Source organism: Rhizobium sp. 10N427 (genome assembly GCF_056394605.1).
Window position 1 is genome coordinate 98030 of sequence record NZ_JBFTID010000006.1, and the last position, 17733, is coordinate 115762.

The window sequence follows — 17733 nt, forward strand, 5'->3', positions numbered from 1 at the left end:
AAGCATTTTCAACGCGTGCTACCAAACGATTGAGCTTCCGTCATAGGCAAAGAAGCCGCCGGTATTCGCAGGCTGGAGCGCGTCAAGCGCCTGAGGGGCCGATCGCGCGGCCTCGTCTGGCTTCGACCTTTCGTAGCCTGAGGAAAATGGATCCGACAGGGAGGTCGCAACACTGCCCGGATGCATTGCGACCAGCAGCGATGCAGGATTTGCCCTGGACACGTCGATCGCGGCCGTGTGGACCATCTGGTTCAGCGCAGCCTTGGAAGAACGATAAGAAATCCACCCGCCGAGCTCATTGTCGCCAATCGACCCCACGCGAGCCGACAGGAAAGCGAGGATCACCCCGCTTCTTCTTGGCAAGCAACGGAACAAAGTACTTCAATAGTAATGCCGGTCCGATGGCATTGACGGCAAATTGGTTCATCATTGAGATCTGGTGGATCGATTTCTCCGGCCCAACACCATCTATCGTGAGAGCACCTGTCGCGCACACAATCAAATCGAACGACGTTGATTGAAATCGATCGGCTGCGAGATGGACGGATTCCTCGTCAGTGATGTCAAGCTGATCGACACGGCGCGAAAGGCGCACCGTGTTTGAACAATTCGGATCGGATTCCAAAGAATTCGCTATTGCATGGCCGACGCCGCCACTGGCACCGATCACCAAGGCCGAGTATCCGGGGGCCAACGATGTCAGCAGCTTACCCGCCATTGAACGAACTCCCTTCACATAGGATGGTTAGCTCGAACAATCAGCCGCGCACCAGCATCATAAAGCGCGACTGATCCTGCGCAGAGCCGTCGAAACGGCCAAGGAATGTCGTCGTTATGGTTTTTGCACCCTGCTTTTGGATGCCGCGCATCGCCATGCACATATGTTCTGCTTCAATCATGACGGCCAAGCCTTTCGGTCGCAGGCTCTCATCGAAAGCTTTTGCAATCTGCGACGTCATCGTTTCCTGTGTCTGCAGCCGACGGGCATAAAGGTCCACGAGCCGCGCCATTTTTGAAAGTCCAAGAACGGCGCCATCCGGGAAATAGGCGATATGGGCAACACCGTGGAACGGCACCATGTGATGCTCACAATGCGAATGGAATGCGATATCCTTGACGACGACCATGTCTTTGTAACCGGCGACATCCGAAAACGTCTTCGCCAAAATCTCTTCCGGCGCTGCGTCGTAGCCGGCAAAGAGCTCACGATACGCTTTGGTGACGCGCTTCGGGGTGTCAAGAAGGCCCTCCCGCGTTGGGTCGTCGCCAGCCCAGCGGATTAAGGTGCGCACGGCGGCCTCGGCTTCCTCCTGGGTGGGCAGGTCCGCGGCCGCAAAAAATCCGGTGTCGTTTACGATTGCGTCCATCAGAAACGTCCTTCGCTATGATAACCGCGCTGTTACGGCGTCGATCATCGGTCGGATCAAATTTCCGGCAGATCAGATCCCCACTTTTTGATCTGTTTCGCGATGACCTCGTAAACGCGCTTGTATTCTTGGAGTGATGAAAAGGCGCGAACAATCGTGACAGTTGGAAACGGCTTATTTTCGCGCGGTACAGTGAGTGCAATCGATAGCAGGGATCTTGTAATTCGCATTAAAGGCTGCCGCTCGGTTGGCGACGGTGGCGTTCGAAGTGATATAGTCGCGGTGTGCAACACCGGCCGTCCTGCAGCAGCAATGATCCGGCAAGCCGAGTGGCGCAACAATCCGGCCGTGAAAAGTGCAGCGGAAATCTGGTGCGTTCGCGACGCTTCAAAGCTCGCGCAAATTCAACCCGATGCTAGCTGTAAAGGGGCGGCTCACGTTAGCGGGCTGGTGCTGGCGAAGGCGCTTAGTAGCATGGTGGGTCAGTAGGATGGGCAAAAGGCACCGCGTTTTGGCAATCGTCTTGACGTATTTGGGAACGTTACCGTTTTGGCTGCTCATAGTTGTTTCGTTTATCGCGCCACAATTTGAAGCGCAGCGCGCGTTCCTAGCGTATGGAGCAATTATCGCCTCGTTCATGGCGGGAACGCTTTGGCGGAGCGCACTCAACGGTCGCGCCGGCGTCTTCGTTACCCTGTTTAGCAATGTTCTGGCACTGGTCGCATTTGCAACGCTTCTCATCGGATCCATAACGATCGTCCTTTTGGCTCAGATGATTTTGTTTGGTCTTCTCCTCGTCGTTGACGCCAGTACTATCGTCGAAGACGACGACCTGCGTTGGTACCTGAAGCTTCGTGGCAGTGTGACGCTAGTCGTTCTTTTCGCTTATTGCACGATGACGCTTTATTCAGTCCTTTAAGCGGAGCGAGGCGAGAATCAGCCGGAATGGATTGCTCGCGGCGGTCCGCTCCGCATTGTCTCATATGCGAAGATACGCCGCATCACGTCGAGACCCGGTAAGGTTTGGCACGAGCTTTAAGGACCTGTCATAAAGCTCATCAGATGAGCCAAAGCAGGGCTGCATTGCGACAGATACAAGCTATGGAAGGATCATAGCACTAGTCTTTGCTCTCTGAACCTACCCGAACTCACAGGCTTCATAGTCAAAATTATCACTGCGCGGGGAACTCTAGCTGACGCACGTCGTAACCCAACTCGCTCGCCTTTCGGACCATGCGTTGAAGTTTGCTCTTCGAAGGTACTGCTCGCGCGTAGATCCACAGGTTGGTCATTGAGGGGTCGGCGCTTATAAACCAGGATTTATCCGGTGACTTGTACAAAACCCAGTAATTGAATGTGATGAACCAAGGATAACGGACGCGCATTTTGGCGTTGGTCGTTTCATAATCGGTGATGGTACCGATACCCTTGACGGTCTTCAAGCGTCCTTTCGGTGTATCCACCCTGCAACCATCCTCGACCAGGATCTCGCTAGGCGACGGTCCCTGACGATATGACGAGTAGCCGGCAACACAACCGTCGGTCAGGTACATCGGTCTTCTGGCGATTTCCAGCCAGGTGCCGCGGTAGTGATCTGGTTCGACCTTCACGACATCGGGTTCGGCCCGAGCGAGGCACGTTGCCGACACAACAACGGCGAGAGCGAGAAGCAGCGGCCGTACGCTACGAAGATGATTTTTCATTGAGACCTCCCTTGATCGTTAATTTGCACCTGAGTTCCTGATGTCTCTGATCGGCGCCAAATCCCCGCGTATCGTAGCCCGATAAAGGTCATCAGGCTCGCGACAGCGAACGCATTGAGACTGAATAGCGTGGAAAGATCGCTTTCGCTCCAAACGTGCAACGGCGCACCAATGAATGATCGCGAAGCAACAAAGACGACGAACACGAAGGCAGCTATTCCTCGCTGCCACCATTTCTCATCTGGATGGAACGAAATTGCCGCCAACATGATGCAGGCCGCAAAAAACAATTCTGTTCCGGAGTTCTGGCCGAACAGCTTCGTCTCGAACCATGTATCGAGTGTTCCAATAAGGGGTAGCGCGATTCTAGCAGCTAGCGGCGAGCGGTTCGCCAGAACAGGGATCATCAGCATGAGCGGAGCGGCTGCCAGCGTCCAAAGTGACGCAGGCACTCCATTGCCTACCAGATACCAGACATAGAACGGATAGAATGGCTTGTTTGCGATGATCACCCAAGCGATCGTGACCGTCGCCTGCGTCAAGGGGTCTTGCAGTCGATCGATAGCGTTCATCTGACGGGTCCCATCAAATAGTGGCCGACACCCCAGATGTCGCCGCCTTCGTGACCGAACAGCCCCGCGGTGGAAAGAAAGAACAGCCGCCAACGGCGCTGCCAAAGGGCAGCGCCAGCTCCGTATACCTCGATAAGAATTGGCCGGATCTGTTCAATGCCTCGATCGAAATTGGCAAGCCAGTCGAGCGCAGTGCGGCGATAGTGCAGTCCAGACCAACGCCATTCCGCTTCTACCCGGAAAAGATTGTCGAACCTATGTGGCAGATCGTGAGCCGGCATGATTCCACCTGTGAAGAAATGCTGTGCAATCCAGTCTGCAGGATCGCCGCGGTCGAAGCGGTAGGATCTGTTCTTGTGAGTGAAGACGTGGAGGAAGAGCTTGCCGTCCGGCTTGGTCCAGCCGCGAATACGATGGAGTAGGGCGTTCCAGTTCGACATATGCTCGAACATCTCCACTGAAACCACGCGATCGAACCGCTCGTCGGTCTCAAACTCGTTCATATCGGCAGTGATGACGTCGAGATTGCTGATGCCATGCGTGTTTGCGACGCTGAGAATATGCGAGCGCTGCGACGCCGAATTGGATACTGAGATAATACGAGCCTTCGGAAATTTCTGTGCAAGGTGGAGCGAAAGCGAACCCCAGCCGCAACCAAGCTCAAGGATTTCCATGCCATCTTCGATTTCAGCATGTTTAACGGTCTCCGCGAGCGCGAGCGCCTCCGCTTCGGCAAGTGAGGTCGTGGCGTCGGGATAAAGACAACAGGAATACTTCCGCTGCGGACCGAGGACTTGCGCGAAGAACTCTGCCGGTACCTCGTAATGCTGACGGTTGGCTTCTACCGTATGAGTGGCGACGGGAAAGCGATCCATCTCATCCACGAAAGCCTGTTCAGCCTCGTTGGTTGTCGACAAAAGCCGTCGTTTCATCCTGCTGCAAAGCAAATCTATCGCTGCGAGGGATATCCCGTCTGGTATGGGGGTGCGTTCAGCGGTGTTGATGGCAAAGGCCAGCATGTTCATGGAGCGTCTCCGCGGGGAATGGACGAGGGTTTGCGGCGCGGGCCGGGGAAGAAGGCGTTGACGCGCTGCTGTTGGGCACGAAACCTAGCGCCGCGCGTTCGCAGCATATAATCTTCAAGGGGCGGAATACCGGAGACGTGAACAAGCAGCCAATACATCATGGCCGGAGCCAACAGCGATAACCAGCTCCATATCGACCCAGATAGCGCAAAGAGGGGAAGGCAGCACCAGAACAGCCATTCGAAGAAATAATTTGGATGGCGGGAGTAGCGCCATAGACCCAGCTCGCAAACGCCTGTTCTGGCGCCGGGGGACTTTCTAAAGCGAGCCAATTGGGCATCCGAAGCCGCCTCGCCCCCCAAGGCAATAAAGCCAACTCCAATGGCAATGAAATCCAGAGTGCGAAGGAGATTTTCGCCATTGGCTGCTGCCAGATAGACGGCCAAGACAAGAACGAAAGCGGCAATCGCCTGCACTTGCAAGAACACGAAGAGCCGCCATGGCGCGCTATCGCCCCACTCCTCGATAAATTTCGCGTAGCGGGGGTCCTCTTTCGCACCTCTGGTGCGCGCGCCAATATGGCTGGCGAGCCTGAGCGACCAGAGTGCCACGAACATCAGCACCATTATGCGACGACTGGTATTACCATCGGCGAAGATTGCCGCCGCGATGCCGCCGGCCCCCACAGCCAGAGACCAAATCGTGTCAATCCAGCCGCTGAGGCCGGTCGTGCGCTGTATCACCCACGCGCCAGCCATCGCCACAGAGAGCCCAATCGCGATGATGACTAGAGGATTGATGTCCATCATATTCCCGAGAACGATTTGCTTCCGAGCGCCTCTACGCCGGTTGCGGCAACTCGGTTTGCGGACCGCAATCAAAAAATGCGAAAAAATCTTCGCTTGAGAGAACCGCTGCGAATTCAGTCCGTAAAGATCGTCAATTCTTAAATTTATAGAGAGAGGATACCTATGGCATTTGGAGCTCGCGCTGCCGGATCACGCCGCATCAAGGTTGGGATTATCGGCAGCGGAATCTCAGGTCTTTCCGCCGCTTGGCTTTTGGCAAAAAATCATGACGTGACCGTGTTCGAGGCCGCGGATCGCATTGGCGGTCACAGCAACACCGTAGAATTCGAGGCTGACAGCGGCAAGGTTGCGGTGGATACCGGCTTCATCGTCTACAACGAAGTGACCTATCCCAATCTCACGGCGCTGTTCGACACACTGGACGTCTCGACAGCAGCCTCCGATATGTCATTCGCAGTATCCCTCAACGAAGGGCAATTCGAGTATTCCGGCGGCACTGGACTTGGCCTGTTCGCCCAGTGGTCAAACGTCGCCAATCCCCGCTTCTGGTCGATGATGCGCGATCTTCTGCGCTTTTATCGCAACGCACCGCGCGATCTCCCATTAATGGGCGGCATTTCTCTAAACGACTATCTTCATCGGAGCGGTTACGGACGCGCATTTCGCGAGGACCACCTCTATCCGATGGCGGCGGCGATCTGGTCGACGCCTGCGATGGAGGTTGGCGCCTATCCTGCAGCCAGCTTTGTCAAATTCTGTTGCAATCACGGACTTCTTGCTCTCTGGAATAGACCAGCGTGGCGCACGGTCCGGGGCGGCAGTCGGGAGTATGTGGCGCGGATGACTGCTGGTTTCGCTGACCGTGTAAAGCTCTCGACGCCAGTTAGAAATATCCGCCGCCTCAGCGATCACGTCGAAGTGCGCGACGCGACTGGAAAAATCTATATGTTCGATGACGTTGTCGTTGCGACGCATGCGGACCAGGCGCTCCGGATGTTAGCCGACCCCACCGAAGAGGAGCGCAGGATCCTTGGAAGCTTTCGCTATTCTCGGAACGAGGCGGTTCTGCATGGCGATACCGGCTTCATGCCAAGGCGCCGTGYAGCCTGGTCAAGCTGGAACTACGTCGCCGACAGAGGAGTTTCGGACCGGCGGGATCAGGCGAAGCCATCGATCACCTACTGGATGAACAAGCTGCAGCCTCTCGGTGTTGCGCCCCCCACCTTCGTCACGCTCAATCCGACCCGTCCACCGCGCGCCGATTCGATCATCGCAACAGAGACTTACGAGCATCCGGTTTTCGATCTCGCCACAGACCGGGCCCAGCGCGAAATCTGGTCACTTCAGGGCACACGAAAGACTTGGTTTTGCGGCGCACACTTCGGCTCTGGTTTCCATGAGGACGGCATTCAGGCGGGTCTCGCCGTCGCCGAAGATCTCGGCGGCGTGCGGCGCCCATGGGAAGTCAGTGATGAAAGCGGCCGCATCGTCCGCATCCCGTCGGCACGACCGTTTGACTTGATGGCTGCCGACCAGAAGGTGATGGCATGACGATTACAAGCAGAACGTCATGGCCTCTTGGACGAGACCAGTCAATTTCCTGTCGTGCAAATTCCCAAGTTCTCGAGGCAGGATCCCATGGCGCAATTTGACGAAACTACCACCTCACCGATCGCAGCTCCGGCCGAGCGGCCGAAGGTTGGCATTGGTGGTGTTTTATTTGGTAGGCTGATCAAAGACCTTCGGCGGGGCAGGTTGACGATCATCCTGCCGAAAGGGGAAGACGTAACAAAGCGAGGAACTGAGGACGGACCGGACGCGACAATTGTGATCCGCCGATGGGGTGCACTTCGCAGGCTCGCTGTGTCGGGCGATCTCGGAGCGGCGGAAGGCTATATTCACGGAGATTGGACCACGCCAGATCTGACGGCGCTAATACGTTTGGTGGCCGCAAACGCGACGCCTTTGTCGCCTGCTCTGTCCGGTACCTGGATAGCAAGGCTTGTCAGCCGCCTGCGTCATATTCTGAATTCCAATACCAGGCGTGGTAGCCGCCGGAACGTTGAAGCCCATTACGATCTGGGCAACGAGTTCTACAAGCACTGGCTTGATAGCTCGATGCTGTACTCATCGGCCGTCTTCGAGAGTGCAACTCAGACTCTTGAATCGGCGCAGCAAAATCGGCTCCAGCTCATTCGCGACAAGCTGGACATGTCGGATGGGCATTGCGTCCTCGAGGTCGGTTGCGGATGGGGCGCTCTGGCGCTCGACATAGCCACACATTCAAATTCACATGTGATGGGCTTAACGCTGTCGCCCTCGCAACTCAAGTGGGCGAACCGCGCCGTAGAGTTGGCGGGTAAAACAAGTCAGGTTGAATTGCGGCTGCAAGACTATCGTGATCTTCACGGTCAGTTTGATCGTATCGTATCCATCGAGATGTTCGAAGCGGTCGGTGAAGCCTATTGGCCGGATTACTTCGCGATGATCAAGCGGTGCATGACATCAGGCGGGCGAACCTTGCTACAGGTCATCTCGATCGAAGAGAGCCGCTTCGACGCCTATCGCGGCAGCACCGATTTCATCCAAAGATACATCTTTCCTGGCGGATTTCTGCCGTCCGACGCAGCTCTCCGGGACGCTGTCTCAGACGCAGGGCTCAAGCTGACGGAAGTCGAACATTTCGGCAGATCCTACGCTCGTACCCTGCGGGAATGGCGCACACGGTTCCACGCGAATTGGCCGGCTATCGCCGCTCTCGGCTTCGACGAGACGTTCAAGCGGATGTGGCACTACTATCTTTGTTACTGCGAGGCAGGGTTTGAGGAGGAAAGCATCAATGTTGGACTTTATACGATCGAGCATGCCTAAGAAGGCGCTCTTTGACAGGAACACAACCAAATCGTTTGCCTGGGCAATTCCGGTTGTTCTTGTTGGAGCTGTATTCCCTGCTGAAGCCGCCGATATAAACGGCAACTGGGCCCGCGGAGACGGGAATGCGCGTGTGCATATTGCACCTTGCGGCCCTGATCTCTGCGCGGTCAACACATGGATAAAGCCCGGTACGCCGAAAGAGAAGGAAGGCGACAAACTGGTCATGTCGATCAAGGAGGACAGTGAGGGCAGCTATTCCGGCACCGCTTTCGATCCGCAACGCGATCTGAGCTACAAGCTTACCGTCAAGGTCGACGGCGCCAGGATGACCACGAAAGGCTGTGTCATCGCCGGTCTGATCTGCAAGGGCGTGGACTGGACACGCATAAACTGAGCTTGGAAATCCATCTGGGAGCCCCGTATGAAAACGTACCTGACCGCCTATACCGCAACGCTGATCGCCTTCGTTGCCATCGATTTTGTCTGGCTGAGCGCAATGGCCGACCGTCTCTATCGACCAACGTTGGGCGACATGCTTGCGCCGCAGTTCCGATTGGCGCCTGCTGCGGCATTTTACCTGATTTACGCCGCGGGGTTGACCTTCCTCGCTGTCCGGACGGGTTTGACGTCAGGATCAATGACGACAGCAGTCATCTACGGCGCAGCCGTTGGCTTCATGGCTTATGCCACCTATGATCTGACCAACCAGTCTACCTTAAGAAACTGGTCGACTGTCTTGACGGTCGCCGACCTCATTTGGGGAACAGTCTTGTCAGCGGCAGCATCAGGCGTCGGTTTTTGGGTCACATATCGGATCTTTGGGGCTGTGGCGCGCCTCTGATGTCCGCACGCGACGTGGGCCGGCAGGCGCTATCGAAGCCCAAGCAAAGACTTGGAGGCCAATTTTTAGAGTTCATTTTTTTGATCCAGCAGCACGCTGATGCGTAGGTTACGCCATGAATATGCAGATGCCGCTTCGAATCGGAGTACTTCGAACCACATGCGCTGACGCGAAAGTGTGGTCGTCTTCAGGCGGAGCGCGAAAGGTCGGGAAATTGGAGGAAGAGACCGTTAGCTTAGATGCCGAGCGGATTAAAGCGCTGATGTCCGCTGTGGCAGAGTCACGCGATATCGTGGCGTTCGAACTCTTGTACAGGCACTTCTATCCGCGCGTACGCTCTTACATGGTCAAGATGACGAGAGGAAACCGCATACTCGCAGAGGAGCTGGCGCAGGAAACGATGATGCGCCTCTGGCACAAGGCAACGCTTTTCGATCCGTCCAAGGCCCAGGCGTCAACGTGGATATTCACGATCGCCAGAAATCAGATGATCGACTCTGTTCGAAGAGCGATAAAGCCTGACTTCGATCCAAACGATCCGGCATTCGTCCCGGATGAGTTTGAGGCCGCCGACTCGCTAATCGAGCGTCAGCAAAGTGCTGCAGCGCTGCGCGGCGCGATGACGACATTGAAGGGCAGATATGCGGAAGTGCTGCGCATGTCGTTTTTCGAGGGGCTCACCCATTCGACGATCGCGGAAAAACTAAACCTCCCAATTGGAACGGTGAAATCAAGGATTAGGCTTGCATGCGAGAAACTGCGCGTAGCGCTTCAGGACGAGGCCAAATGATCGAACATCATCTGGATGATGACATGCTCCAGCAATATGCGGCCGGAACCCTGGCTGAAGGCTGGAGCGTTGCTGTGGCGACTCATCTTGCCTTATGCCCGGCATGCCGCTCAAAGCTTTCAATGCTGGAAAGCGTTGGCGGTTATTTTATTGACAGCGAACCTGCTGATGAAGCCGCGGTGTCACAAAGCTGGGAGAGTCTCAAAGCTAAGATCGATGCGGGTCAGATCGACAAGGTTGTGCCCATTAAGAAAGGCTCGTGGTCTGATCACACGTACCCGCAGCCGCTGAGGACCTATATCGACGCAGCCGGAGGCCTGAAATGGCGCCAGCTCGGTCGAGGCGCTGCCCAAATGATGATACCGACCAGCGACGAAACAACGACAGTGAGATTGCTCAAGATTCCGGCCGGTCAGCCGGTCCCGGAGCATTCTCACCGAGGCGTTGAATTAACGCTTGTGCTTGACGGCAGTTTTAGCGACGAGGTTTCGCGATTTGCGCGAGGCGATGTCGAGATGGCCGACGACAGCTTGACGCATCAGCCGAAAGCTGATGCTGGCAGAGACTGTATATGTCTTGCCGTGACCGAGGCGCCCCTACGCTTCAAGAGCAGGTTTTTGCGGTTGATACAGCCAATCCTCGGGATTTGACTTCAGTATTCATCGGCCGAGTAACCGCAGACCTTCCCACTACCTGCCGTTCAGATCATGCTGAACTATATTTGTCTGATTTTTGAACCGGAGCGGCGGTCATTCGTAGAACCTCTACCGAGCCAAGAGGCCGGCATTGAGAGGAGATGATCATGAAGAAATTTCTGGTAGTTTCGGCAGTCGCGTTGGCCAGCATGATGACAGGCAGCCTGGCTGCATATGCCGCCAACCCTAAGGTTGGCGGAGCGGCGATGTTCGAGGACAAGAACATCGTTGAAAACGCTGTGAATTCGAAGGATCACACGACGCTCGTCGCTGCCGTCAAGGCTGCGGGCCTGGTGTCGACGCTTGAAGGGAAGGGGCCATTTACCGTGTTTGCTCCGACCAACGAAGCCTTTGATGCCCTTCCCAAAGGGACCGTCGAGACCCTACTCAAGCCAGAGAACAAGGACAAGCTCGTCAAAATTCTGACTTGCCACGTGGTCGCAGCTGATGCCATGGCCAGCACCGTCGCCAAGATGATCAAGGATGATGGCGGCGAACATGACATCAAGACCGTCGGCGGCTGCGTTTTGAAGGCCAAGGAAAACATGGGCAAGATCACGCTTACCGACGAGGCGGGAGGAACTGCTACCGTGACGATCGCTGACGTCAAGCAGTCGAACGGCGTGATCCACGTCGTTGATAAGGTACTTCTTCCGAAGATGTGAGTTCGAGCGCCGGGCCGAATTATCGGCCCGGCATTTTCTCGGTCTGAATAGATCTTCTCTTTTTTAGGTATCGGGCGCGTTCGAACGCTAACCGGCGGCAACGCCAGTGCGGAGTGGCCGGACCTAGACGCCAATTAGCATCATTCCCCGGAAACATTGTCTGTCATCTCCGTCGCGGCGAACGAGCCCCAGCGCCGTTTAGTCGCTGGATACAGCGTCCGTGAAGTTGCTGCCTGGGCGCTGGCGGGGCTCATCAGCGGGACACAGGCGCTCCGGCTCGTCGCGATCCGCGCGGAGGCGATGAAACTAGCAAGTCGCGGTCGCGAAGGATTGACGTTTGCCCGGGGATTGAAGCGGGAGGCAGTCGCAAGATTATGCCGCGCGCAGGAAACTGCAATTGCGATCGCCAATCCCGGCAATGGATTCGTCGTAAGGGGCACAGTCGCCGTCCTCCAAACTTTAGAAGAAGAGGCAGTTCGCAGCGGCGCCGAGCGTATTGTCCGTCTTAAAGTCCATGTTGCCTCACATACGCCAAGACTCGCAAACGCATCTGCCGCGTTTGCATCTTCTCTAGCAAAAGCAGCCATCTGCCCTGAGGTTCCGAGCGGGATTCTTCTCTTCAGTGGTATCGACGGCGCCTCGGTGCTTGATCTCACGTCAGCTCAGATTAAGCTCGCTGATCAAATCTCGCATACAGTTGAATGGGCCAGGTGTCTGGAGAGTTGCAAGGAGGTTGGCGCAAGTGCATTTCTGGAACTCGGCCCCGGACACGCTTTGAGCGCTACGGCGGCCGAAGTCGATCCACAAACGCTGTGCCGAAGACTTTAAAGCACTCTCTGGACTACGGGATTTGGTCGGCAGTCAGTCTCAACCATAGGCGTCGACCTTAGGCTGAGGTTAACAACTGGCTTTCATTTGCGATCGTCGGCTTAGCATCCCACCAGCTCGATCTGACGTTGAAGAACCGGAAAAAAGCGGTTCCAGCCGCTCGATCTCAACTCGGAAACATCGGGTAAATCAAACCCAACGCGTTTCCTGGCAGTTTCGCGCAACTTGCCCGACCGGGGATCTTCACTCGAACTACAGTCGAGCCGATTCTGCCGCTCTGACCAGAGACAATGGCTTCCTATCTTGGTTGCGGCAAACTGAAAGTGAAGTCCGACACGCGGGCAGTCATGCCATCCGGATCGGCCATGTCTGTCAGAGCCGTTCTCCGATCGCTTTGGAAAGCCTAGTTGCACTTAGAAATGCTGCTTCGACTCTGTTGCCAATCGTCCAATCTCCGCATGCAGCAAGACCGTTTTCAAGGTCCATAAGAACGTCACTTTCACTGACTGTCTGTACATTGGCGAACTTCCAGCGATGGACGTTAGCCGAGAGAACACCTTCGGGAACGCCGGGCAGCAGTCTAGCCAGGCTATCGAGCATGGCCGTACGAACGACTTCCAAGTCGTCATCGACGTGTCGATCGGCCCATTGGTTTTGCGAGTGAACGACAATCGTCGGCAAAGGCGAGCGTTGCGGGCGTGACGTGCAGTCGGCGACCCATGCGATCACCTCGTCGTCATAGCGCACCGCACAGTGGCGTCCCAAGGCACGCGATTGAAGGATGAGCATCAGTGTAAAGCAAGCATTCATCTTTGTGCTCGCTGCGGCTCGAAAGCCGCTGTAGTTCGCAGGCATCAAGGCCATCGCCTGGGGAGCAGGACAGGCGGCGACAACCCAGTCGAAGGGACCAGCTCGCTCGTAACCAGTGGCGAGTCTCCAGTTACACGGGCTCCCTTCGATAGCATCAATCGTCACGCCTAGCCGGATGTCCAATCCATGTGCCATCCACTTAGGAAGCGCCGTCATGGATGGTACGCCGACAAATCTTGGGGCACGATCGCTCTCGTCGATGATTGATGCGGAGCCCATCGATGACGAGCCGATGGTTCCTGACCACGTTTCGACGAAGCCGAGTTCGAGTGCCGGCTCTAACATAGCGTGGAACAAGGGGTCGCGGACGGTAAAATACTGGGCGCCGTGATCGAACGTGATTTCGCCGGCACGCCGGGTTGCCATTCTGCCTCCGACACCATGGCTCTTTTCAAAGATCGTAATGTCAGCAATGCCATGCAGCGATCGTGCGAAGGTCAGTCCTGCAATCCCGGCCCCTATAACTGCAATTTTCTTTCGATCGGACATCACATTTCCTTTGTATTGACCTTACGTAGAATGGTGCTTGTCAGATCGCGAGGGAGCGACTGCTGGCAAGGTGGCCGCGAACCTCCCATCGACCGAAACCTCGTGTTGAAGCTCATACACTTATTTTTTCCGGCCGCCCCCGAGATAACATTCGTTGCAGCGTTCGACGGTGCATGTTGAGGAGACGGGCAGTCGCCGAGACGTTGTTTCCGGTTTCCGCAAACACGCTGGTCACGTGCTCCCAGCGAACGAGCTCGGCAGATTTGATGGCATCCCCTGAAGACAACTTTAATGCGTTTGCCACACCGAGAACCTCAAGGATTTCGTCCGCGTCGGCGGGTTTGCTCAAAAATTCAGTTGCGCCAAGTTTGACTGCGGTCACGGCCGACTGAACGTTTCCATAACCAGTCAAGACCAGAGTTTTGGTCTCAGGAGAACTATCGCGCACTTCCGCTACGATTTCGAGACCACTCCGATCGCCGATCCGGAGATCCGTTATAACGATATCGAAACGACGAAGTCCAAGCGCGTCGATCGCATCGCTGACCGTATTATAGATCTCCGTGTCGAATCCACGGTCCTGAAGCGCTTTGCCAAGTCGCCGCGCGAACACGCAGTCGTCATCAACAAGGAGAGCCAGGCACCTGGCATCTGAATCTGCTGCTGCGCCAGTCGCCGTCGAACCGAACCCTATCATAACGTGCTCCTTGCTGAGCTTGTGGGCTGCTGTCCCTGGACAATTATCGGTGACTGGTCGCCCCACTGGCCTTTGCCTGAGCGTCGTTATCGCCATCAATCAAACTGGAGACCGTTAAGATGTCCTTGTCGCCGCGGCCGCAGAGATTGAGGATGACGATTGCTTCCGCCGGCATCTCGGGGGCAATCTTGATCAACTCCGCCAATGCATGAGACGGCTCCAGAGCCGGGATGATCCCCTCTTCGGTAGCGAGATACTGGAAGGCATCGAGCGCTTCCCGGTCGGTGGCTGACCTGTACGAAACCCTGCCTTGCTCCTTCAACCACGCGTGCTCCGGCCCAACTCCGGGATAGTCGAGACCTGCCGAAATCGAGTGGCCTTCTTGAATCTGACCATCGAGATCCTGGAGAAGGTAGGTGCGATTGCCATGCAGGACGCCTGGCGTTCCCTTTGAAAGCGAAGCGCAGTGCTCATCCGTATCGACGCCTCGGCCCCCGGCCTCGACGCCGATCATCTCAACGTCACGATCACCGAGAAATGCATGAAACAGACCAATCGCATTCGAGCCGCCGCCGACTGCCGCAATCAGGAGGTTTGGAAGGCGCCCTTCATATTCGAGGATCTGCTTGCGTGCTTCGGTGCCAATAATCGATTGTAGTGTTCGGACCATTTCCGGATACGGATGTGGCCCGGCGACGGTGCCAATCAGATAATAGGTGTCGTCGATGTTGGACACCCAATCACGAAGCGCTTCGTTCATGGCGTCCTTGAGAGTTCCGTTCCCAGACGTGACAGGTCTTACCTCTGCGCCCAGAAGCTTCATTCTGAAAACGTTCGGCGCCTGTCGCTCGATATCCTTGGCGCCCATGTAGATGATGCACTGGAGGCCAAAGCGCGCTGCGACTGTCGCAGTTGCGACCCCATGCTGGCCGGCGCCTGTTTCGGCAATGATACGGCGCTTGCCCATCCTCTGGGCGATTAGTATCTGGCCGACGCAGTTATTGATTTTGTGTGATCCAGTGTGGTTTAGTTCATCCCGCTTGAGGTAAATACGTGCGCCTCCCAGAGCGGCTGTCAGACGCTCGGCAAAATAAAGCGGACTTGGGCGTCCGACATAGTGCCGCGACAGGTATGCAAAGCGTTCCCAGAATGATGGATCAGCTTTAGCCTCCCGCCATTGAGTTCCAAGATCGAGCAAAAGCGGCATCAGGGTTTCTGCGACAAAGCTCCCGCCGAATTGACCAAAAAATCCATCAATATCGGGCATCGCAGAATTCATGTCTTGCATCGCGTTTTCCTCGTTTATCCGTTGTACGCGAGCGTTTCGGTTTGGATGTTCTTTTTTAAAATAAGCAGATCGACCGTCCGGTAGGCGCCCGAAACATAATGTGGAACATTCTACCCGTCCGCGTGTTGACCAGCGCTTCTACGGGGGATTGGCATGCTCAAGGTACTGGTAGTAGAAGACGAAGTCCTTATCCGGCTGACGGTCATCGACGTGCTGGAAGAGGCCGGTTTTGAGGTAGTTGAGGCTGGCTCGGCTGATGAAGCGATGGAGCTCCTTGAAGATCACAGCATAAATCTGCTTTTCACCGATGTGCAAATGCCTGGAAAGCTTTCGGGTGTCGATCTAGCCAAAGCGGTTGCGGTACGTTTTCCTGACGCAGGCATCGTCGTCGTATCAGGGAGACTAACGCCTGAAGATATCGATCTGCCGCACGGAGCAGAGTTTTTCTCTAAGCCCTACGATTTCAAGAGGATCGTCGCCAGTTTGAACCGTCTTTCGGAAATCTAAGCTCCAGAGTGTCGCGCGTCCGGGAGACGGATCGTCGATAGATTTGACTTTTGGCTCTTATCGGTGATGGATAGCGCGGAATGCGGCCTCAAGGATCGAGCCATGAAGATCGAAATCGGGACTGACAAGATCTCGTCTAGGGAGCGGTTCCTCGAAGCGATCGTCCAAAGCGCTATTGACTACGCTATAATATCGCTGGATTTGGACGGCCTTGTCACAAGCTGGAACGAGGGCGCGCACCTTATCCTGGGCTGGACAGCCGAAGAAATGGTTGGCAGGCCCGCCACTGCCTTTTTTGTCCAAGAAGATAGGGAAAAAGGCGTGCCTCAGCGGGAGATGACCGCAGCTCTGAGCGTCGGAAGAGGGAGCGACGAACGCTGGCATCTCAGAAAAGATGGCACGACGTTTTGGGCTTCGGGTGAGATGATGGTCCTTCGTGCGGACGATGACACAGTGATTGGTTTTATTAAGATTCTTCGCGACAGGACGCATGAGCGCGACCAAGCTGACCGGCAGCGCCTTCTGATGCACGAACTCGGCCACCGGATGAAGAACACTCTTTCGGTTGTCCAATCGATCGCGACGCAATCCCTTCGCAATGCAACGTCAGTCGAAGATGCCTCCGTGAAGCTTCAGTCACGAATATCGGCTTACTCGAAAGCTCACGACCTGTTGCTACAGAAGAACTGGGTAAGCGCGACCCTCGGCAATATCGTCGAAGCAGCTAAAATAAGCATTGGCCTGCAAGGAAGTGAACGGATTAAAGTCGAAGGTCCTGAACTCGAACTGGGGCCTCAGGCGGCCCTTTCGTTTTCGCTGGTCCTGCATGAGCTTTTAACGAACGCCATGAAGTATGGCGCGCTGTCCAATAACGCTGGCCACATACATCTCTCCTGGCGGATCGAGGACATCGACGGCGAAGATTGTCTATCTATCGACTGGCGCGAGCGGGACGGTCCGACAGTTGCAGACCCCACGCGCGTAGGCTTCGGATCGCGGCTCATCGTCTCCAGCCTCAGCGCGTACGGCAACGCGGATGTCGCATACAACCCCGGAGGAGTCGTGCTAACAGCTAAAATGTCACTTTCGAAAATTCAGTTTCGTGGTGACCTGGCGCAGATCGATAGCGAAAAGTGACGACGAAATGGCCCGCTGACCCAGAGCAATCAGTGTCGCCACACGTCGGTTCAAAACGATAACCATCTCTACGGCTTCATTCACGCGAAGATAGTCAATGACGGATGGTTTTTTGACATGCAATCGATAGGGTGGATCACAAACGCCCATAGACAAAGACAAAAGCTGACGATGGGTTGCTCGAAGAGAATGCCCCGTTGCAATGGTGCCGAAAATGCATTGAGAGGCCAGCATGTAAACTGCCCCTTTATCCGAGCGTACACTCGGCATAGGCAGATAGGCTCTTGGGCGGGCTCGGGAGATAGGTTTATGACTCCCGGTCAACTTCGCAGCGAAGACACGAAGCCGTCCCTGCACTTCGATGGCGTTGTCTCGAACCTGCTTTCGAAGGCTGCGTAGAAGCGGGAGAGGGAGCCAAATGCGTTTTCAAAAGCCACAGAAGCGATCGGTAGTTCGGATGAGATCAAGAGAGACTGCACGGTGTCGAGCCGATGTCCGGTGAGGGCCTGATGCATTGTCATGCCAACAGCCTTCTTGAAAACCGTCATCGCGGAATTCGAATGTAGTCCTGCAGCG

Annotated in this window: 19 protein-coding genes and 2 pseudogenes; 11 read left to right on the forward strand and 10 right to left on the reverse strand. The window is 55.7% G+C overall.

Annotated features, from left to right (window positions below):
- Positions 1–18: 18 nt before the first annotated feature.
- Both AC1DIJ_RS14635 and folE read right to left on the reverse strand, forming a co-directional pair.
- Positions 19–718, reverse strand: a pseudogene (locus AC1DIJ_RS14635) (SDR family NAD(P)-dependent oxidoreductase).
- A 40-nt stretch (positions 719–758) separates the two neighbouring features.
- Positions 759–1367: a GTP cyclohydrolase I FolE gene (gene folE, locus AC1DIJ_RS14640; RefSeq protein WP_112389430.1), complete on the reverse strand. Its 609-nt coding sequence runs from the start codon at positions 1365–1367 to the stop codon at positions 759–761.
- 511 nt (positions 1368–1878) lie between these two features.
- Here folE and AC1DIJ_RS14645 point away from each other — a divergent pair.
- The gene (locus AC1DIJ_RS14645) at positions 1879–2286 is read left to right on the forward strand and encodes a DUF3429 domain-containing protein (RefSeq protein ID WP_162702714.1); all 408 of its coding nucleotides are present in this window, start codon (positions 1879–1881) and stop codon (positions 2284–2286) included.
- Between the two features lie 253 nt (positions 2287–2539).
- On the opposite strand, the gene AC1DIJ_RS14650 is transcribed toward AC1DIJ_RS14645, so the two are convergent.
- From AC1DIJ_RS14650 to AC1DIJ_RS14665, 4 genes are read right to left on the reverse strand one after another with little or no spacing between them, the layout of a single operon-like run.
- Positions 2540–3070 (reverse strand): lipocalin family protein, encoded by a 531-nt coding sequence (locus AC1DIJ_RS14650; protein ID WP_112389428.1) that lies wholly within the window; start codon positions 3068–3070, stop codon positions 2540–2542.
- A complete protein-coding gene (locus tag AC1DIJ_RS14655; RefSeq protein ID WP_112389427.1) occupies positions 3067–3642 on the reverse strand; it encodes a hypothetical protein in 576 nt (191 codons plus the stop codon). The genes AC1DIJ_RS14650 and AC1DIJ_RS14655 overlap by 4 nt, the downstream gene beginning before the upstream one ends.
- The gene (locus AC1DIJ_RS14660) at positions 3639–4667 is read right to left on the reverse strand and encodes an SAM-dependent methyltransferase (RefSeq protein ID WP_112389426.1); all 1029 of its coding nucleotides are present in this window, start codon (positions 4665–4667) and stop codon (positions 3639–3641) included. The genes AC1DIJ_RS14655 and AC1DIJ_RS14660 overlap by 4 nt, the downstream gene beginning before the upstream one ends.
- Positions 4664–5476 carry a DUF1295 domain-containing protein gene (locus tag AC1DIJ_RS14665; protein WP_047636765.1) on the reverse strand — a complete coding sequence of 271 codons (813 nt, stop codon included), beginning with the start codon at positions 5474–5476 and terminating at the stop codon, positions 4664–4666. Before AC1DIJ_RS14665 ends, AC1DIJ_RS14660 begins: the two co-directional genes overlap by 4 nt.
- Before the next feature lie 162 nt (positions 5477–5638).
- Between AC1DIJ_RS14665 and AC1DIJ_RS14670 the strand changes: the two genes are divergently transcribed.
- From AC1DIJ_RS14670 to AC1DIJ_RS14705, 8 genes are all read left to right on the forward strand, one after another.
- Positions 5639–7027, forward strand: a complete 1389-nt coding sequence (locus tag AC1DIJ_RS14670) for an NAD(P)/FAD-dependent oxidoreductase (protein ID WP_477831442.1) — start codon at positions 5639–5641, stop codon at positions 7025–7027.
- Positions 7028–7114: 87 nt separating this feature from the next.
- Entirely contained in the window at positions 7115–8347 is a 1233-nt protein-coding gene (locus AC1DIJ_RS14675; protein ID WP_112389544.1) for an SAM-dependent methyltransferase, read from the forward strand.
- Positions 8340–8744 carry a DUF2147 domain-containing protein gene (locus AC1DIJ_RS14680; protein WP_310295161.1) on the forward strand — a complete coding sequence of 135 codons (405 nt, stop codon included), beginning with the start codon at positions 8340–8342 and terminating at the stop codon, positions 8742–8744. Before AC1DIJ_RS14675 ends, AC1DIJ_RS14680 begins: the two co-directional genes overlap by 8 nt.
- A gap of 27 nt (positions 8745–8771) precedes the next feature.
- Positions 8772–9191 carry a DUF2177 family protein gene (locus AC1DIJ_RS14685; protein ID WP_112389424.1) on the forward strand — a complete coding sequence of 140 codons (420 nt, stop codon included), beginning with the start codon at positions 8772–8774 and terminating at the stop codon, positions 9189–9191.
- 214 nt (positions 9192–9405) lie between these two features.
- The gene (locus AC1DIJ_RS14690; RefSeq protein ID WP_112389543.1) at positions 9406–9981 is read left to right on the forward strand and encodes a sigma-70 family RNA polymerase sigma factor; all 576 of its coding nucleotides are present in this window, start codon (positions 9406–9408) and stop codon (positions 9979–9981) included.
- Entirely contained in the window at positions 9978–10631 is a 654-nt protein-coding gene (locus AC1DIJ_RS14695; RefSeq protein WP_112389423.1) for a ChrR family anti-sigma-E factor, read from the forward strand. The genes AC1DIJ_RS14690 and AC1DIJ_RS14695 overlap by 4 nt, the downstream gene beginning before the upstream one ends.
- Positions 10632–10783: 152 nt before the next feature.
- Positions 10784–11341, forward strand: a complete 558-nt coding sequence (locus AC1DIJ_RS14700) for a fasciclin domain-containing protein (RefSeq protein WP_405049597.1) — start codon at positions 10784–10786, stop codon at positions 11339–11341.
- Between the two features lie 156 nt (positions 11342–11497).
- On the forward strand, positions 11498–12169 hold the full coding sequence (locus AC1DIJ_RS14705; RefSeq protein ID WP_112389422.1) for an acyltransferase domain-containing protein: 672 nt from the start codon (positions 11498–11500) through the stop codon (positions 12167–12169).
- 372 nt (positions 12170–12541) lie between these two features.
- Here AC1DIJ_RS14705 and AC1DIJ_RS14710 read toward each other — a convergent pair whose 3' ends face one another.
- From AC1DIJ_RS14710 to trpB, 3 genes are all read right to left on the reverse strand, one after another.
- Entirely contained in the window at positions 12542–13528 is a 987-nt protein-coding gene (locus AC1DIJ_RS14710; protein WP_112389421.1) for an NAD(P)/FAD-dependent oxidoreductase, read from the reverse strand.
- A gap of 112 nt (positions 13529–13640) precedes the next feature.
- Positions 13641–14225, reverse strand: a complete 585-nt coding sequence (locus AC1DIJ_RS14715; protein ID WP_162706045.1) for a response regulator transcription factor — start codon at positions 14223–14225, stop codon at positions 13641–13643.
- A gap of 43 nt (positions 14226–14268) precedes the next feature.
- Positions 14269–15513 (reverse strand): tryptophan synthase subunit beta, encoded by a 1245-nt coding sequence (trpB, locus tag AC1DIJ_RS14720; RefSeq protein WP_112389419.1) that lies wholly within the window; start codon positions 15511–15513, stop codon positions 14269–14271.
- A 153-nt stretch (positions 15514–15666) separates the two neighbouring features.
- On the opposite strand from trpB, the gene AC1DIJ_RS14725 reads away from it, so the two are divergent.
- Positions 15667–16020 (forward strand): response regulator, encoded by a 354-nt coding sequence (locus AC1DIJ_RS14725; protein ID WP_112389418.1) that lies wholly within the window; start codon positions 15667–15669, stop codon positions 16018–16020.
- A 102-nt stretch (positions 16021–16122) separates the two neighbouring features.
- Positions 16123–17157, forward strand: a complete 1035-nt coding sequence (locus AC1DIJ_RS14730; protein WP_112389417.1) for an HWE histidine kinase domain-containing protein — start codon at positions 16123–16125, stop codon at positions 17155–17157.
- A gap of 410 nt (positions 17158–17567) precedes the next feature.
- On the opposite strand, the pseudogene AC1DIJ_RS14735 reads toward AC1DIJ_RS14730, so the two are convergent.
- Positions 17568–17705 (reverse strand): annotated as a pseudogene (locus AC1DIJ_RS14735) (helix-turn-helix domain-containing protein); the annotation flags it as partial.
- Between the last annotated feature and the right edge of the window lie 28 nt (positions 17706–17733).